This window comes from Amycolatopsis thermalba, assembly GCF_003385215.1.
Lineage (GTDB): Bacteria > Actinomycetota > Actinomycetes > Mycobacteriales > Pseudonocardiaceae > Amycolatopsis_E > Amycolatopsis_E thermalba.
Window position 1 is genome coordinate 37,724 of record NZ_PQHW01000010.1, and the last position, 15,868, is coordinate 53,591.

Genomic DNA, 15,868 nt, shown 5'->3' on the forward strand with positions numbered 1-15,868 from the left:
GGGTTCGAAGGGATGGGGGAGTTGCCGGGCGGCGCCGGCCGGCCGGTGCCCGGCACAGGTTCCGTGGGCCCCGCAGCCGCCCGGTGCCGTTTCGGGACCGGGCCCGGCCGATCAGGGGGATGTGGGGGACGGGGTGCGCACGCGGGACCGGACCCCGTCCAGGACGGCGATGGTCTCCTCGACCAGCGCGGGGATGAACTCGGCGACGTGGATCAGATCGGTGATCGCCCCGCTGACGTTGCCCGCGGGAAGTACCCCTGCCTCCATTTCACCGTCGCGCTGACCGCGGATGAGCCGGTCGTCCTTCCACGCGGTCAGCGTGTCGATGTCCACCCGGTCCTCGATCTCCGCGAGCTCGCGCAGCGCCCGGGTGGGCAGCGCCCGCGAGGGACCGTAGATCGCCGAGAACACGACGTCGTCACCTTCCGCGGTGTCGATGATCTTCTGCGCGTAGTTCGGGTGCCAGTCGGTGTTGTCATGGCTGGCCACGAACCGGGTCCCCATCGCCACGGCGTCCGCCCCCAGGGCGAGTGCCGCCGCCATTCCGGCCCCGTTGTGAATGCCACCGGCAAGCACCACGGGCACGTCGACCGCGGCGCAGACGCTCGGCCCCAGCACCATCGTGTGCACCGGCCTGGCGTGCGTGTGACCACCCGCCTCGTAACCGGAAGCGACGATCACGTCCACCCCGTCCTGCGCCGCGCGCACGGCCTGACGCGTGCCCCCCACCTTGTGTGCGTGAATCAGCCCGCTGTCGGCGATCACGTCCCGCACGACTCCGGGCGCCCCCGCGGACGTGGTGATCATCCGCAACCTGCGGGCGATCTCAGGATCCTGCACGGCGTCGACGACGACACCGACGTAGGACGCGCTGAATGGGAGCACCTTGCCCGTCGCGTCCCGCCCGACCGGCACGTTCACGGCGAACGGCCGGTCGGTCAGGCTGCAGGCCTCCTCGATGTAGGCCCGCAACACGGCCGGGCCGTCGGGGTCCGTCAAACCGGGGATGCTGACCGTCCCGAGCCCGCCCGCGTTCGACACCGCGGCGGCGAGCTTGACCGTCTTGTAGGGACCGAGGCCCTCCTGCACGACGGGGTACCGGATCCCGAGCAGGTCGGCGAAACGGCTGGTGATCGATCCTGGCCCGGTCACGGGGCTCCCACCTTCATCGCGCCGAACGTCGTCACGCCGTCGGCATCGCGCACTGTCATGCCTTCCAGCTGGGCCTTCATCACCGTGGCCATCTTGCTGCGCTTGGCGGGAGTGCGGGGTACGGCGTCCACGAGCACGTAGAGCCGCGGCCGCTTCCACCGCTCGAGGGTGGCGATGCAGTGCGCGTCGAGTAGATCGCGCATCTCCTCCTCGCTCATCGGCCGGGCGAGCTCGACGAAGGCGGCCGGCACCTCACCGAAGCGGTCGTGGGGAACGCCGACACATGCCGCGTCGGTCACGTCCGGGTGCGCCTGCAGGGTCGCGTCCACCTCCAGCAGCGACAGCTTCTCGCCGCCGGGTTTGATGATGTCGTCCGTCCGGCCGCGGATGAACCACCAGCCGTCCGGATCGCGGTAGGCCCGGTCGCGGGTGTGCAGGAAACCCCCCTCGTCGAACGCCTGCCGGGTACGGTCCGGGTCGTTGAAGTACCCGGGCGTCACGACGTCGCCCTTGATGCAGACCTCGCCCTCGACGTCGTTGCCCTCGATGATCTCGCCGGTGAACGGGTCCTTCAGCACCGCGGTACAGAAGCCCTTGCTGGGGCGGCCGGACGAACCGATCGGCACGGCAGCCTCGTCGCCGTAGTACAGCGAAGGCCCCAGGACACAGACGGGCATGGCCTCGGTGAGGCCGTACATGTTGCCGACCTGGGCTCCCTTGGACAGCAGTGCGTTGCGCAGGTCCACCGGTACCGGCTCACCCGCCACGTAGGTGCGCAGACCCTGGAGATCGAGCTCCCCGAACCGCGGGTGCCGCATGAGGTCCCGCATCATCGTGGGGATGATCCAGTACATCCAGTTGGGCTTGCGGGTGAGGAAGATGTCGATCACCCGGTCGACGTCCCAGCCGTCACTCCACAGGATCGTCCCGCCCGCCATGACCATCCGGATCGAGTCGTGGATCCCGCCGGAGTGGTACATGCCGACCAGCGAGAGGTTCCTGGCACGCGAGTCGACCCCGCCCAGGAAGACCGCGCCCCACGCCGAGTTCTGCAGCGTGCCGTGGGTGAACGTGACCCCCTTCGACGCGCCCGAGGTGCCTGAGGTGAAGTTGATGGCCGCGACGTCCTCGGCATTGCGCGGGACGATGCGCAGCTCGTCGGCGGCCTCGGCGAGCAGCTGGTCGAGCCGCGCCAGGCCGTGGTCGCCCGTGGTGACCAACACGGTCTCGACGCCCGCCTCGGCCTGCAGCCGCTTGCCGAGATCCACGTGCTCCGGAGCGACAATGGCGAGCTTCGCCCCACAGTGCCGGGCGTCCGCGACCGGCTTGCCGGGATGCAACTTGTAGTTCAGACCGCTGAACGACGCCCCGACGGACAGCGTGCCGTAGAGGCACGCGACGTGCAGGTGGTTGTCGGACATGGCGGTGACCACCACATCGTCCTCACCCACCCCGTGCCTGGCGAGGACGTTGCCGACGCGGTTGGCCAGAGCACGGAGCTCGCGGTAGCTCACCGTCGTGCCGTCCGCGTCGACCACCGCGGGTTTGTCCGGGTACTCCCAAAAGCTGCGTTCGAGCCACCAGCTCAGGTTCATCGCGTTCGACCTCCAGTGCACCGTTGCACGCTACGGCCCTACTTTCCCTGCCAGACGGGCTTGCGCTTCTCCTTGAAGGCGCGCGGGCCCTCCTGTCCGTCCTCGGACAGGTAGACGCGCTCGTAGATCCGGTCGCCGGTGTCCAGGGCCGCGGTCCAGCCCATCTCGGCGGACGCGTAAAGCATGGCCTTCGCGGCCTGAACCGACAGCGGGGCATTGCCCGCGATGGCGGAGGCGAGCTTCTGGGTCTCGGCCACCAGGTCCTCGGCCGGGACGACCTTGTTGACCAGTCCCAGCTCGTAGGCGCGCTGGGCCGAGATCGGGTCACCGGTCATCAGCATCTCCATGGCGACGCGCGGGGGCATCAGCCACGACAGCGGCGCCGCCCAGGGCGAGCCGCGACCGACCTTCGCCTCGGTGATCGCGAAGCGGGCGTGGTCGGCTGCCACGACGAGGTCGACCTGCTGGGCGAGCAGGAAACCGCCGGCGTACGCCAGGCCGTTGATCGCGGCGATGACCGGCTTGTCCACCTTCAGCGTGCGGCCGAGGTAGACCATGTGGTCGCGGGGCGGGATCTTGAGCGAGGTGTCGCTCATCTCCTTCAGATCACCACCAGCGCAGAACGCCTTGTCCCCGGCACCGGTCAGCACGGCCACGGCCGCGTTGGCGTCGCCGTTGAACCGGACGAAGGCGTCGCGGACACCGTCGCGGGCCGCCTTGTTCAGCGCGTTGCGCGCCTCGGGCCGGTTGAGGGTGATCCACGCGACCGAGTCCCGGACCTCGTAGAGAACTTCGTCAGCCATGTCTTTCCTCCTAGATCCGGAGAACGCCACCGGGCGTCCGGATGATCGGTGCGTTCAGTGCGGCCGAGAAGGCCATACCGAGCGTGTTGCGGGTGTCGGTGATGTCGATGAGCCCGTCGTCGCGGATCTCCGAGGTCAGGTAGAAGGGGCTCGCGGTGCGCTCGAAGTACTCCCCCACCTCGGACTGGATCTTTTCCAGCTCACCCGGGCCGGGCTCGCGGCCCTGGCGCTTCAAACTGGCCACCCTGACCTGGGTGAGCGTCTTGACCGCCTGCTCCGCACCCATCGTGGCGGAGCGGGAGTTCGGCCAGGAGAACAGGAACCGCGGGCTCCACGCCCGGCCCGCCATCGCGTAGTTCCCCGCACCCTGGGAGGCGTGCACGAGCAGCGAGATCTTCGGAACCGTGACGTTGGCCTGGACCATGAGCATCTTGGCGCCGTCCTTGGTGATGCCCCGGCGCTCGTACTCCTTGCCGACCATGAAGCCGGTGACGTTGTGCAGGAACAGCAACGGCACGCCGTCCCGGTCGCAGAGCTGCATGAACTGCGACGCCTTGTTCGCGGCCTCGCTGAACAGCACGCCGTTGTTGCCGAGGATCCCGACCTTGATGCCCCAGATGTAGGCCCAGCCGGTGACCAGGGTGTCTCCGAAGTCGGGCTTGAACTCGTGGAACATGCTGCCGTCGACGACGCGGGCGATGACCTCGCGCATGTCGAACTGCTTCTTGATGTCGTCCGGGATGATGCCGTACAGCTCATCCGGGTCGTAGTAGGGCTCCTCGGGGGTCCGCAGGTCCGCGAACGCCTTCTGCGCGGGCGCCCAGGTCCCGACGACGTCGCGAGCCAGCGCGATGCCCTCCTCCTCGGTGTCCACGGCGTAGTCCGCGGTACCGGAAACCGAGGTGTGCATGTCCGCCCCACCCAGCTCGTCCGCCGTGACGTCCTCGCCGGTCGCCGACTTGACCAGTGGCGGTCCGGCCAGGAACACGTGACCGGTGCCGCGCACCATGATCGACTGGTCGCACAGCGTCGGCATGTACGCCCCGCCCGCCGTGCAGTGCCCGAGGACGACCGCGACCTGCGGGATCCCGGCGCCGGAGAGCAGGCACTGGTTGTGGAAGGTGTGGCCGCCGAGCGCGTAGATCTCGTCCTGCAGCGGCAGGAACGCGCCGCCGGAGTCGATCAGGTGCACCACCGGCAGGCGGTTCTCCCGAGCGATGTCCAAAGCGCGCACGGTTTTCTTCACCGACAGCGGGTACCAGGAACCGCCCTTGAGCGAGCTGTCGCCGGCGATCACCATGACCTCGCGGCCGTTGACCACGCCAATACCGGTGACCACGAGGCCCTGCGGTGCGTCTCCGTCGTAGGCCTGCGAGGCGGCCAGCGGGGACAGCTCGAGGAAGGGAGTGCCGGGGTCCAGCAGCAACCGCAACCGGGCCCGGACAGTCAGCTTGCCCTGCTCCGCCAACCGGTCCAGCGCCCGCTGCGGACGCTGCTCGCGGGCGACGTAGAGCGCGTCCTGCAGCTGCTTGCGCAGCCCGAGGTTGTGCTCGCGGTTCGTCCGGTAGGCATCCGAGCTCGTGTCGATCTGCGAGACGATGCGCCTCATTGGTCCACCTCCTCGCTCACCAGGACCACCAACGGCGCGCCCTGGCCAAAGCTCTCCCCGACCGCGACCGGGGTCCGCTCGACGACACCGTCCCGCGGGGCCCTGATTTCGGTCTGCATCTTCATGCTCTCGATCACCGCCAGGACATCGCCGTGGGCGACCTCGGCGCCGGCGGCAACGGCGAGTGCCACCAGTACGCCGGGCATCGGGGCCAGCGCGGCGTCGGCGCCGGCACCTCCGCGCAGCTTGGCTTCGACGGGGTTGATCACGTCGAGGGCCCAGGACCGGCCGTGCGCGTGCACGAACACGGTGTCGCGGTCGGCGACGACCCAGACCTTCTCCCGGCGGCCGTCGATGCTGATCTCCGTCGCCCCACCGTCCGGGCGGGTGCGAACCGGGAACGCCGAGCCGTCGATCCAGACCGTCGCGGTGTCCCCGCTCCGGGCGAGCCGCACGTCCCGCGGCTCGGTCAGGCTGATCTGCAGTGTCATGGTCGCCACTCCCCCATCCGCGCGTGAGCCGCGGGAACGTCGAACCGCGTGTCGAAACGCGGACTGGCCAGCGCGGCCGCGGCAATGAGCAACCGCTCGGTCTCGGCGTCCGCGCGCGGAGGTTCGGTCAAGGCCGGATGCTCGTCAAGGAACCCGGTGTGGGTGTCCCCGGCGGCGAAATCCGGATGCTCGACGACGTCGGCGAGGAACGCCGTGTTCGTCGTCGTCCCGAGCAGGACGGTCTCCCGCAGCGCGCCGGAGATCTGTGCGATCGCCTCGGTGCGGGTGGCGCCGTATCCGATGATCTTCGCGATCATCGGGTCGAACGCCGTGGTGATCTCGTCGCCCTGCAGCACACCGTGGTCCACCCGGACACCAGGTCCGGCCGGGAACCGGACCAGCCGGAGCGGGCCGGTCGCCGGGACGTAGCCGTTGTAGGCGTCCTCGGCGTACACCCGGGCCTCGATGGCGCTGCCGGTCAGCTCGACCTGCTCCTGGGTGAGCGACAGCTTCTCGCCCGCCGCGACCCGGATCTGCTCGGCCACGATGTCCACGCCCGTGACGAGCTCGGTCACCGGGTGCTCCACCTGCAGCCGGGTGTTCATCTCCAGGAAGTATCCGTTGCCCTCCTGGTCCATGACCATCTCGACGGTGCCCGCCGAGGTGTACCCGACCTTGCGGGCCAGAGCGACCGCTGCCTGTCCGAGCTCCTCGCGCAGCTCGGAAGTGACGAACGGCGACGGAGCCTCCTCGATCACCTTCTGGTACCTGCGCTGGATCGAGCACTCGCGCTCACCGAGGTGGATGACGTTGCCGTGGCTGTCCGCGAGCACCTGGATCTCGATGTGCCGCGGCCGGTCGACGTAGCGTTCCAGGAAGACCCGGCCGTCGCCGAAGCTCGCGAGCGCCTCCGCACTGGACCGCTCGAACGCTTCGCGGCACTGCTCAGCGCTGCGGGCGATGCGCATCCCCTTGCCGCCGCCGCCCGCGGACGCCTTCAGCAGCACGGGGTACCCGATGCGCTCGGCCTCGGCGAGGGCCTCGGCGGTGTCCGAGAGCGCGTCCTCCGAGCCCGGCAGCGTGGGCACGCCCGCGATGACCGCGAGGCGCTTGGACTCGATCTTGTCGCCCATCGCCCGGATCGCATCCGGGGGCGGGCCGATGAAGGTGACGCCCGCCGCGGCGACGGCCTCGGCGAACGCGGCCCGCTCGGAGAGGAACCCGAACCCCGGGTGGACCGCTTCGGCGCCGGTGGCGCGGCAGGCCTCGACGATCTGCTCGGTGTCCAGGTACGCCGCGACCGGTGTCGGTCCGGTCAGCTCGACCGCCTCGTCGGCGTCGCGGACGTGCCGTGCACGTGCGTCCACAGCGTGGTGGACCGCGACGGACTTGATGCCGAGCTCACGCAGAGTCCGCATGATCCGTACGGCGATCTCGCCGCGGTTGGCGACCAGCACCTTGGCCGGCAGGCTCATGACGACGCCTCCTCGGAGACCGTGACCGGCAACGACAACAGCATCGCGCCGAATGACTTGCCCTGTGGGTCGTAGCGCAGTGTCGACGTGCCACCGGTACCGCCGAGGACCTCGTCGAGCACGATGTTGATCCCGTGGACCCCGGGGACGGCCCACCGCCGCACCTCACTCGGCGCGACCTGCGCGAAGTGGGCGGCAATCCGCTCGGCGGTGACCTGTGTACGCAACACCTCGGCGTACTCGGGCTTGCGCGCGAGCAGGCCGATGTTGGCCAGGTTGCCCTTGTCCCCGCTGCGGGCCACCGCGATCTCCACGAGGGGCACGACCCGGCCGCCTGCCGGTGCCGTCGACTCCGGCAGACGCTCGGTGGAGGTCACGGCGTCCGCGGTGCCCGGCGAGATGTCAACCGGGACGGTCCGCTCAGCGTCGTCGGAGTCGCCGATCACCAGACGAACGGGCGTCTCCGCCTTCGGCACCAACAGGTGGTACACGGCGATCGACGGCGCCACGCGTGGGCGCCCGGCGAACACACCGGTCATTCCCTGCGCGATGAGGGCGAACGCGGCGAATTCCGTGCTGAAGATCTCGAGTGCGGCCTTGTCAGTGTGCTTCACGCCGATCTTCACGACCGTCTCGGTCCCCGGCCCGGGCTCGGGCGAGCCGGTGACGTCGCCGGCCCCGACCACCTCGATCGAGGACTCGGCGAGTGGTTCGAACCCGGCCCCGGCGATGAGGCGCTCCGTGCGCGCGATGAGGGCCTCGGCCATTCGCCGCGCCTTCCCGGCCGCACCGACGCCGGCGAACATCGCGGTGGTCAGCGCACGGTAGCCCTCGACAGCGGTCGCGGTGACCTTGTAGGTGGTGGTCGGCGCGCTGCCCTTGGCCCCCCGCACGAGAACGCGGTTCTCGCCGTCCTGGGTCAGGATGACCTCGCGCCAGTCGCAAACGACATCGGGCATCAGATAAGCACCGGGGTCGCCGATCTCGTAGAGCATCTGCTCGCCGACGGTCAGCGGTGTGACCAGGCCACCGGTCCCGCGCGGCTTGGTGATCACCGCAGTGCCGTCCGGCCGCACCTCGGCGACGGGGTAGCCCATGTTTTCCCAGCCCGGCACCTCGGCCCAGTCGGTCGTATTGCCCCCGGTGACCTGTGGTCCGCACTCGACCAGGTGCCCGACGAGCGAACCCGCGGCCAGCAGGTCGTATTCGTCGTCCTTCCAGCCGAACTCGTGCATCAGCGGGCCGAGAACGACCGCCGCGTCGACGCACCGCCCGGTGACCACGACGTCCGCGCCTGCCGCCAGGGCGGCCGCGACCGGGCGAGCCCCCAGGTAGGCGTTCATCGAGCCCGGCTTCGCAGGCAGCGGCCGGCCGGTGAACATGTCCGTGGCGTCGGCGAGCTCGTGGGCCCGCGGCAGCACGTCATCGCCCTCGACGGCGGCGACGGTGAGCTGTACGCCCGCCCGCTCGGCCGCAGCCCGGACCGCGCGGGCGGCGGCGACCGGGTTGAGGGCGCCCGCGTTGCAGACGATCTTGATGCCTCGCTCGGCGATCTGCGGCAGCACGGGCTCGATGGTGGTGACGAAGTCCGCGACGTACCCGGCCGCGGGATCCTTGGCCCGGGCGCGCGCCAGCAGCGCCATGGTGATTTCGGAGAGGTAGTCCGCCACCAGGTAGTCGATCTCGGCGCCGTCCAGCAGGTTCGGGATCGCGGTCTTGGTGTCGCCCCAGAACGCTGCGAAGCAGCCGATCCGGACGGTGTCCTTCATGGTCGATCTCCTGTCAAGGCCGCGGGAGCCGCGCCTTCTCGGGTCCACGGCCGGGGTGGAACCCGGCCGTCTTCACTTAAGTTAACAATCAATCACTAAGCCCACAAGGGGTCGGCGCGCGGCGTTCGGATCAGCCGACCAGGAACCCGCCGTCGACGGGCAGCGTCACCCCCGTGACGTAGGACGACGCATCGCCGGCCAGGTACAGAACGGCCCCGATCAGGTCCTCGGCGCGGCCGAGCCGCCGGGCCGGTATCCGGTGTGCGACAAGATGGTCCAACGCCTGATCGTGGCCATCCGTCATGTCGGTGGCGAAGAAGCCAGGAGCCACGGCGTTCACCCGGATCCCCCGGCGCCCTGTCCACTGACCAGCGAGATCCCTGGTGAGACCGAGAAGCCCGGCCTTGCTGGCGGCGTACGCCGCCTGCGGGATCCCCGCCGTGGTGAACGCAAGAACACTGGCGATGTTGATGATGGAGGCGCCCTCGCGCATCACCCCGGCCGCGGCGGCCGAGAGCCGGTACGCCCCGGTCAGGTTGATGTCCAGGGTGCGACCGAACTCCTCGAGCGGCTGCCGCAGTGCGGGACCGACCTCACCGGTGGCGGCGTTGTTGACCAGCACGTCGAGCCTGCCGAACTCGTCGACGGCCGAGTCGACCACCCGCGCGCAGTCCTCGGCGCGGCCGATGTCAGCAGGCACCACGAGCGCTCGCCTGCCGGCCGCCTTGACCAGCTCGGCGGTCTCCGCCAGCCGCTCGGCCCGCCGCGCCGCGAGCACGACGTCCGCGCCCGCCTCGGCCAGCCCGCGAGCGATGGTCACGCCAAGGCCGGCCGACGCTCCGCTGACAACGGCCACCCGGCCGTCGAGCCCGAAGCCCCGCTGAAGTCCCGTCGCCGGAAGCGTATCGGTCATGGACACCTCGTTCATGAGGCGCCGACCAGCCGCGAATTTTCCCACCTGACCGCGACTGCGTCGGCCACCATACAAGTGAATGGACATTGACTTATTAGCTCGTACAATAGCCTTCTGTCCGGAGGGTGTAAAGCGTCCCTACCAAGCACACGCGCCGGTCTCCCTCAGCGCAACGGCATCGGGCGAGCTCACAGCGCATGCGGACACGCCGGCGTCGGATCAGTGGCCATGGAAGCAGTCATTCACAACCGGTACGATCGCGGTATCCCGGCATCGGGCGCGGAGGACGGAGGAGACATGGCGGGAACAGAGCGACGGATCCGCGATCCTGAGCGCAAGGAACGCATCCTCGCCGCGGCGGCAGAGCTCATCGCCCGCCATGGTTACCTGGGGGTGAACCTGACCGACATCGGCTCTGCGGCCGGGATCGTCGGTTCCGGCGTGTACCGGCACTTCGACAACAAGGGCGCGATCCTGGTGGCCCTGTTCGACCGGGTGGTGGATCGCCTGATCGTCGACGCCGAGGACGCTCTGCGGACGTCGGAGACACCCGAGACGACGCTGGCGGCGCTCGTCCGCGGCCAAATTCGCTTCACGATCGGTGAACGCGCTCTCTGCCAGGTCTACCTTCAAGAAGCGCGGAATCTGCCCGAGCAGGACAGCAGGCGGCTGCGGTGGAAGCAGCGGCACTACATCGACCTGTGGCAGGAGGTCCTCGTGTCGGTGCGAGACGACCTCACGCCGCCCGAGGCGCAGGTGCTCGTGCACGCCGCTATCTCGGCGGTGCACTCGTCCCTCCGGTACCGCAACCACCTGAGCGAGCCCGAGATGGCCCGGTTCCTCGAACGGGTCGCGTGCTCGATGCTGGGCATCGAGCCGTTACCGGGGCAGGACGACGCGGTTGCGCCCGCCCGGCAGCGCGTCGACCCGCTTGTCGGGTGAGTGAGGCCGCAGCGCCCCGGCCGGACCGGAGTTTCCGCGGGCACGGGCTCCGGATCGACCGGTTGACGGCCGAAGCGCCGCCGGGCGTGGTGCGGCGAGGAAATCAGTACGCCGTCGTCGACAGGTCGAGGCCCAGCGCACGCACCTTGCGGTAGAGCGTGGACCTCGCGATCCCCAGCGACTCAGCAGCGCGATGCTTGTTCCCCTTCGCCGCGCGCAGCGCCTGCATGATCGCGTGTGCCTCGGCCTGCTCGAGCCTGGCCAGTGGCCTGCGCGAGGCCAGCGCGACGACGTCCGCCGGCAGCTCGGCGGCACCGACATACCCGCTCCGGCAACGCGAGTGCAACTGCCGGACGAGCGCCTCCAGCGACGCGACGTTGCCCGACCACTCGAGGCGGCTCAACACCTGGATGGCGTCGGGCATCCACCGCAGCACCGGTCCCTGCCCGGCCACCCGCTCCGCAAGCGTGGTGATCAGCAAGGGGAGGTCATCCATCCGGTCCCGCAAGGCGGGGACGTGCAGGACGTGACTGAAGGTGCCGAGCAGGGAGTTGGACGGGGCCGCCGTGACCGGGCCGGCCTCCGACGTCGCGAGGACGCGTCCGCCGCCGGCCCGGCGACCGAGGGCACGATCCGTGGCCTGCGCGACCCTGGGTTCGAGCAAGTTGATGTGGGCGAGGACGAGTGTCTCGTCGGGCCCGCCGACCTCGCTCTCCACGTCCTGCAGCCACTGGTCGATCCCCCGGGACCAGACGTCCGCGGCATCGACGATCCGGACGGGGCTGGGCGCGGCGAGCGCAGCCGCCACCGCGCGCCGGCCACTCCCCGCCTCCCCGACGATCAGGATCCGTTCCCGGGTGGGGAGCCGGGTTGCCTGCTCACAGAGCGCCATCCAGTGGGGACTGCGACCGACCAGGCCGGGAAGCCGCGCGGCAGGTGCCGATGCCGGCCCCCGGCTCTTGGACGCGGGCCGGGCCGGCGCCTCCTTGATCTGGAGAACCGCACCGACGGTGTCCGGTCCGTTGGACACGGGCCGCGTCTCGATCGTCACCGATCGCCCATTCGCGAGAGTGAGGGCCGCGGGCCCGGACCGGTGCTCGCTCATGGCGCGGGAGGCGTGCTCCCACAGCAGAGCCTGGTCGACCGCGCCCAGAAGTCGCGCCGCGGCCGCGTTGGTGATGATCGTGTTGTGGTCCAGGGTGACCAAGGGGTGCCGCGCATCCCGGTTGTGTGTGAGGTACGCGTCGAGCAGCAGCCGCTCCCGTCGCGACGCGGACTCACGCAGCGCGTCCTGAATTTCGGCGACCATCTCCATCACCCACGCCAGCATCACCGGACTCGTGTCGGAGAGCCTGCAGGTCAGGTCCAGACTGCCGATCGTGCGGCGAGTCACCGGATGCACGATCGGCGCACCCGCGCAGCTGAGGGAATGGAACATCTGCGGGAAGTGCTCCGGCCCTCGCACGAGGACGGGAGCTCCCTTCAACAAGGAGATCACGCTGGTCGTGCCGACGTGGCCTTCGGCGAACGAGAAGCGCGGTACGACATCGAGCGAATCGAGGCGCGAGGCGAACGAGGCGTCGGGTGCCCAGCGCCGCAGCAGCCGGCCTTCGTGATCGGTGACCGAGAGTGCGCAGGACGACTGGTCGAGCACCGCGCGGCGTTTCTCCACCAGAGGCGTGACGACCCTGGTGAGGTACGAGTCGGTTTCGATGTCCTCGTAATAGGCGGGCCGGAGACGCTCGGGGTCGAGGCCCTGCAGCCTTGATCGCCGCCACGACTCGTAGACGATCGGCCGCACCGGTCCCAGCTTGACAGGCATCCGGTCGGGATTCTCCGCGAGCACCTCACGCGCCTGGTGGAGGCTGCGGACCCAGTCATCCACGAGCCGCCTCCGGACCACGACGGGCGCCGGCGAGCTGACCGCCACCATGGACCTGGGCGACGTCGTCGCCCAGGTCCATTCCCGGGGGATACGCTGCGGAGTCCCGCGATGGGCCGGTGGGTCGCCATCCACGATGAGGCGAATCGAGACCGCACATCGGGGCGTCGCAGGTCAGGGCACGAAGTGCCCTGGCGCGGAGAGGAGGCACACCTCGCATGCTGACCAGGTACCCGCTCGGCGCGGCGGCGACGAAAGCGTGGCCCTGGGCGGCGAAGCTCAGCACCCCCCACGACACGGCCGGCTCCGGCGCGAAGCCGGTGCGGAGTCCGCCGAGAACGAATTCGTCTCTCAGGTAGTCGACCACGGTGCTCCCTTGATCCGTGGGGCAGGACAACGATGTCCCGCGTGGAGGAGACCGGCCGCCGTGTGACCAAACGGCAGCCGAAGGCGTGAACCGGACGAAACTGCTACTAGAGATGGCTCATTCACTAATAGTAGGGCGCGGCCAGGAACCTGTAAAGGGCTCACCTGATCACGGGAGAGTGGCATCATCGCACGCCATGAGCACTCGGCGCCTCACGGGAAGGGCGCCTCACGATCGAGGGTGGACCGCAGCTAGTTATCCACCATGCACTCGTCACGAGGTACTCGGCGAGGGCCACCAAGACCGGCAATCAGCAAGACGATCCGCCCCACAGCGACCGCTCATTGACACGCGAAGCGCCACAGCCGCGGTCGGCACGGCCCGATTGGTCGTTGACCATCAGGCGCGGCGGGAACCTCAGCTGCGACCACCGAGCTGGAGAATCCCGCCGACGAGGCTCCGATCGTCGAGGACCACGAGGTGAAGGAACATCGCCAACCCGCAGTCGAGTGCGGCGTGCACACATGGTGCAACCACTGCATGATCGTCAGCTGACGCCGTAACCTCCGCGATGGAACAGCAGCGGCGAACGACCGGAATCGACTCCCAGGGCGGTGACCTGGCCGACGACAACGGTGTATTCGCCACCGTCATACTCGTTCCGGAGCATGCAGCCGATCCAAGCGTTGATATCACCGAGGACAAGAGCTGCGTTCGGCGCGGGCGACCAATCACCCCGGCGAACTTGCCGGTGCCGCTCCTCGCGAACGCATCGCCGAGCCCTTGCTGGCCCCGCACAGAATGTCACGCAGAACTAACCGGCCTTCCGGATCCTCGGCCAGGTCGAGAACGTCCGTGCCGGAGAGAACGAGACGAGTGGCGGTTCGAGCGACAGGGACGCGAACGACTGACAAGTGAAGCCCGCACGACCAGCGTCCCCGATCGCAGTGATCACCACTCCCCCGACGCGGAACGCCCCAGCAACTCCCGCATCCTGTCGGCGTCACCGGGCGCGGGGTCCCCGCAGTTCCGCTTCCACATGCGCCTGAACGGCATCGCCACCGGGTGCCAGCCAACTCTTGCCGGCCGCATATTCGACCATGGCTTGCCACCGGGAGGTCCAGTCGGCGCTGCGGGGCGCGAGGAGATCTTCGGGCCCGTGCTCTCCGTGCCGCGCTACGACTCCGTCGACGAAGCGATCAAGATCGCCAACGACACCGAGTACGGGTTGTCCGCCGGTGTGCGGAGCCGGGACGTCCCGCGCAAGCTGGACGTGGCCAGGCAGCTTCAGGCCGGCTCGGTGTGGATCAACGACTGGCACAACATCTCCCAGCACATGCCGTTCGGCGGCTTCAAGCAGAGCGGGATGGGGCGGGAGCTCGGGCCAGACGCTCTCGACGAGTTCACCGAGGCCAAGGCGATCACCATCGACCTCACGGGCCGCGTCGACCGCCGCGCCTACGGCCTGGTTCTCGGGACTCCATCCGAAGCCTGAGCGGGGGCCTGGAGAACCAACTCGGCAGGGACACTGCCTGGAAGCGAGAGGGCATCCGCTGAAGCGGACGCCCTCTCGCGACTGCGGCTGGCCCCGGCGAGACTATGCGGTCACAGCAAAAGAGGTGGTTGAACTCCTCGGATGGGTGCGATCACATCTTCTGAAGGACAGGCATGACCTCGCGGGTGAACAGCTCGTAGCTGTCGGTGGCCTTCTGCCCCATCAGGCCGCCGTACTGGAAGACCATGATCGGCTCGTAGTCGCCCACGATCGCCTTGCGCTCCTCGTGCTTCGCGATCTGTTCCTCCGGGGTACCCCAGATCTGGGCATTGACGTAGGTGTCGACGACCGCGTCCAGACCGTACTCGTCGATCGCCTCCTTGGCGGCGGCGTACGAGGCGTACCCCTTGGTCGACTCGAAGTGACGCCCGCCGAACTCGTAGTGCTCCACGCAGCACATGTAGTAGTTGGCGATCGCCTCGAACGCGACCGTGCGCGCCTCCTCCGAGTCGCGGTGGCAGTAGGTGAGGTCGATCAGCAACGGCGCCGGGGCCTCGCCACCGTGGTGCTCGCGGTAGGAATCGCGGTACTGCTGGATCATCGGCATGTGCATGGTGTCCATCGGTCCCTGGATGAAGGCCATCATGGTCACGCCCAGCCGTCCCGCGGTGACAGCGGAGTCGGGGCTCATCGCCACGCAGGTCGTGCGGCCCTTGAAGGTCGCGAGCGGAGCCGGGTGGATCGGCACCTTGGCCTGCGGGTAGTACTTGCCGTCGTTTTCGACGAACCCGTCCTCGAGACCGCGGATGATCATTTCCGCCGCCTCGTCGAAGCGCTCGCGCGACTCGCCCATCTCGATGCCGAAGCCCTCGAACTCGCGACGTGCCAGGCCGCGGCCCATCCCGAACAGGGCACGACCGTCGGACAGGTTGTCCAGCAGCGCGATCTTCTCGACGACCCGCATCGGGTTGTTCCACGGCAGGATCACCGCGGTGGTGTGCACCTTGGCGTTCTTGGTCCGGCCGGCCAGGTAGGACAGGAACTGGGTGTTGTCCGGACACATCGAGTAGCCCGGGTCGAAGTGGTGCTCGACGCAGCCGATGCTTTCGTAACCGTCCTCGTCAGCCCGCAGTGACAGCGCGATATGATCGCGGTAGACGTCGTGGTCCTTGTGGGCGTTGTTGTAGTTCTGGAGGAGATTGGTCATGTGAATTTTCACGTGGCCTCCTTCGAGACAGTTGATCAACCGCGGCATGGACCGCGGTGTTCTGGAATCGGCGAACGGGCGGGATGTCGAATCAGGTCCCGGAGCCGGCGGCGCTCGTGGTGGACCGAGCGGTGCCGGAATCCCTGGTCCCTCCCGAATCGGTCCCGG

General features: G+C 69.0%; 12 protein-coding genes and 1 pseudogene. 2 read left to right on the plus strand and 11 right to left on the minus strand.

The annotated features are described in order from the left end of the window. Positions 1 to 111: 111 nt before the first annotated feature. The 8 genes from D0D15_RS06780 to D0D15_RS06815 all read right to left on the minus strand — a co-directional run bounded on the left by D0D15_RS06780 (position 112) and on the right by D0D15_RS06815 (position 9,894). Positions 112 to 1,152, minus strand: coding sequence for an NAD(P)H-dependent flavin oxidoreductase (locus D0D15_RS06780; protein WP_198958312.1), 1,041 nt, complete (start codon positions 1,150 to 1,152; stop codon positions 112 to 114). Then, complete coding sequence (locus tag D0D15_RS06785) at positions 1,149 to 2,768, minus strand: class I adenylate-forming enzyme family protein (protein ID WP_143266226.1); 1,620 nt, start codon at positions 2,766 to 2,768, stop codon at positions 1,149 to 1,151. The genes D0D15_RS06780 and D0D15_RS06785 overlap by 4 nt, the downstream gene beginning before the upstream one ends. A 17-nt stretch (positions 2,769 to 2,785) precedes the next feature. After that, positions 2,786 to 3,550 (minus strand): enoyl-CoA hydratase/isomerase family protein, encoded by a 765-nt coding sequence (locus D0D15_RS06790; protein ID WP_094007286.1) that lies wholly within the window; start codon positions 3,548 to 3,550, stop codon positions 2,786 to 2,788. 10 nt (positions 3,551 to 3,560) lie between these two features. Then, positions 3,561 to 5,159, minus strand: coding sequence for an acyl-CoA carboxylase subunit beta (locus D0D15_RS06795; RefSeq protein ID WP_094007285.1), 1,599 nt, complete (start codon positions 5,157 to 5,159; stop codon positions 3,561 to 3,563). After that, positions 5,156 to 5,650, minus strand: a complete 495-nt coding sequence (locus D0D15_RS06800; protein WP_143266225.1) for an acyl-CoA carboxylase biotin carboxyl carrier protein subunit — start codon at positions 5,648 to 5,650, stop codon at positions 5,156 to 5,158. Before D0D15_RS06800 ends, D0D15_RS06795 begins: the two co-directional genes overlap by 4 nt. After that, positions 5,647 to 7,125 carry an acetyl-CoA carboxylase biotin carboxylase subunit gene (locus tag D0D15_RS06805; protein WP_094007283.1) on the minus strand — a complete coding sequence of 493 codons (1,479 nt, stop codon included), beginning with the start codon at positions 7,123 to 7,125 and terminating at the stop codon, positions 5,647 to 5,649. Before D0D15_RS06805 ends, D0D15_RS06800 begins: the two co-directional genes overlap by 4 nt. After that, entirely contained in the window at positions 7,122 to 8,894 is a 1,773-nt protein-coding gene (locus tag D0D15_RS06810; protein WP_094007282.1) for an acyclic terpene utilization AtuA family protein, read from the minus strand. The genes D0D15_RS06805 and D0D15_RS06810 overlap by 4 nt, the downstream gene beginning before the upstream one ends. Positions 8,895 to 9,024: 130 nt before the next feature. After that, positions 9,025 to 9,894 (minus strand): SDR family NAD(P)-dependent oxidoreductase, encoded by an 870-nt coding sequence (locus D0D15_RS06815; protein WP_341867293.1) that lies wholly within the window; start codon positions 9,892 to 9,894, stop codon positions 9,025 to 9,027. A gap of 141 nt (positions 9,895 to 10,035) precedes the next feature. On the opposite strand from D0D15_RS06815, the gene D0D15_RS06820 reads away from it, so the two are divergent. Then, a complete protein-coding gene (locus tag D0D15_RS06820; protein WP_233157399.1) occupies positions 10,036 to 10,749 on the plus strand; it encodes a TetR/AcrR family transcriptional regulator in 714 nt (237 codons plus the stop codon). Positions 10,750 to 10,852: 103 nt separating this feature from the next. Here the strand turns inward: D0D15_RS06820 and D0D15_RS06825 are convergent, their stop codons facing one another. Beyond that, positions 10,853 to 12,634: a sigma-54-dependent Fis family transcriptional regulator gene (locus tag D0D15_RS06825; RefSeq protein ID WP_143266224.1), complete on the minus strand. Its 1,782-nt coding sequence runs from the start codon at positions 12,632 to 12,634 to the stop codon at positions 10,853 to 10,855. A 911-nt stretch (positions 12,635 to 13,545) separates the two neighbouring features. Next, a pseudogene (locus D0D15_RS37745) lies at positions 13,546 to 13,956 on the minus strand (flavin reductase family protein). Positions 13,957 to 14,037: 81 nt separating this feature from the next. Here D0D15_RS37745 and D0D15_RS06835 point away from each other — a divergent pair. Continuing rightward, complete coding sequence (locus D0D15_RS06835) at positions 14,038 to 14,493, plus strand: aldehyde dehydrogenase family protein (protein WP_198958311.1); 456 nt, start codon at positions 14,038 to 14,040, stop codon at positions 14,491 to 14,493. 151 nt (positions 14,494 to 14,644) lie between these two features. Here D0D15_RS06835 and D0D15_RS06840 read toward each other — a convergent pair whose 3' ends face one another. Continuing rightward, entirely contained in the window at positions 14,645 to 15,700 is a 1,056-nt protein-coding gene (locus D0D15_RS06840; RefSeq protein ID WP_158224462.1) for an LLM class flavin-dependent oxidoreductase, read from the minus strand. Between the last annotated feature and the right edge of the window lie 168 nt (positions 15,701 to 15,868).

Coding starts and splice junctions, on each gene's coding strand:
- D0D15_RS06790 (WP_094007286.1), bottom strand. CDS start 3,550: ATGGCTGACGAAGTTCTCTACGAGGTCCGGGACTCGGTCGCGTGGATC.
- D0D15_RS06795 (WP_094007285.1), bottom strand. CDS start 5,159: ATGAGGCGCATCGTCTCGCAGATCGACACGAGCTCGGATGCCTACCGG.
- D0D15_RS06800 (WP_143266225.1), bottom strand. CDS start 5,650: ATGACACTGCAGATCAGCCTGACCGAGCCGCGGGACGTGCGGCTCGCC.
- D0D15_RS06805 (WP_094007283.1), bottom strand. CDS start 7,125: ATGAGCCTGCCGGCCAAGGTGCTGGTCGCCAACCGCGGCGAGATCGCC.
- D0D15_RS06810 (WP_094007282.1), bottom strand. CDS start 8,894: ATGAAGGACACCGTCCGGATCGGCTGCTTCGCAGCGTTCTGGGGCGAC.
- D0D15_RS06815 (WP_341867293.1), bottom strand. CDS start 9,894: ATGTCCATTCACTTGTATGGTGGCCGACGCAGTCGCGGTCAGGTGGGA.
- D0D15_RS06820 (WP_233157399.1), top strand. CDS start 10,036: ATGGAAGCAGTCATTCACAACCGGTACGATCGCGGTATCCCGGCATCG.
- D0D15_RS06835 (WP_198958311.1), top strand. CDS start 14,038: ATGCGCCTGAACGGCATCGCCACCGGGTGCCAGCCAACTCTTGCCGGC.
- D0D15_RS06840 (WP_158224462.1), bottom strand. CDS start 15,700: ATGACCAATCTCCTCCAGAACTACAACAACGCCCACAAGGACCACGAC.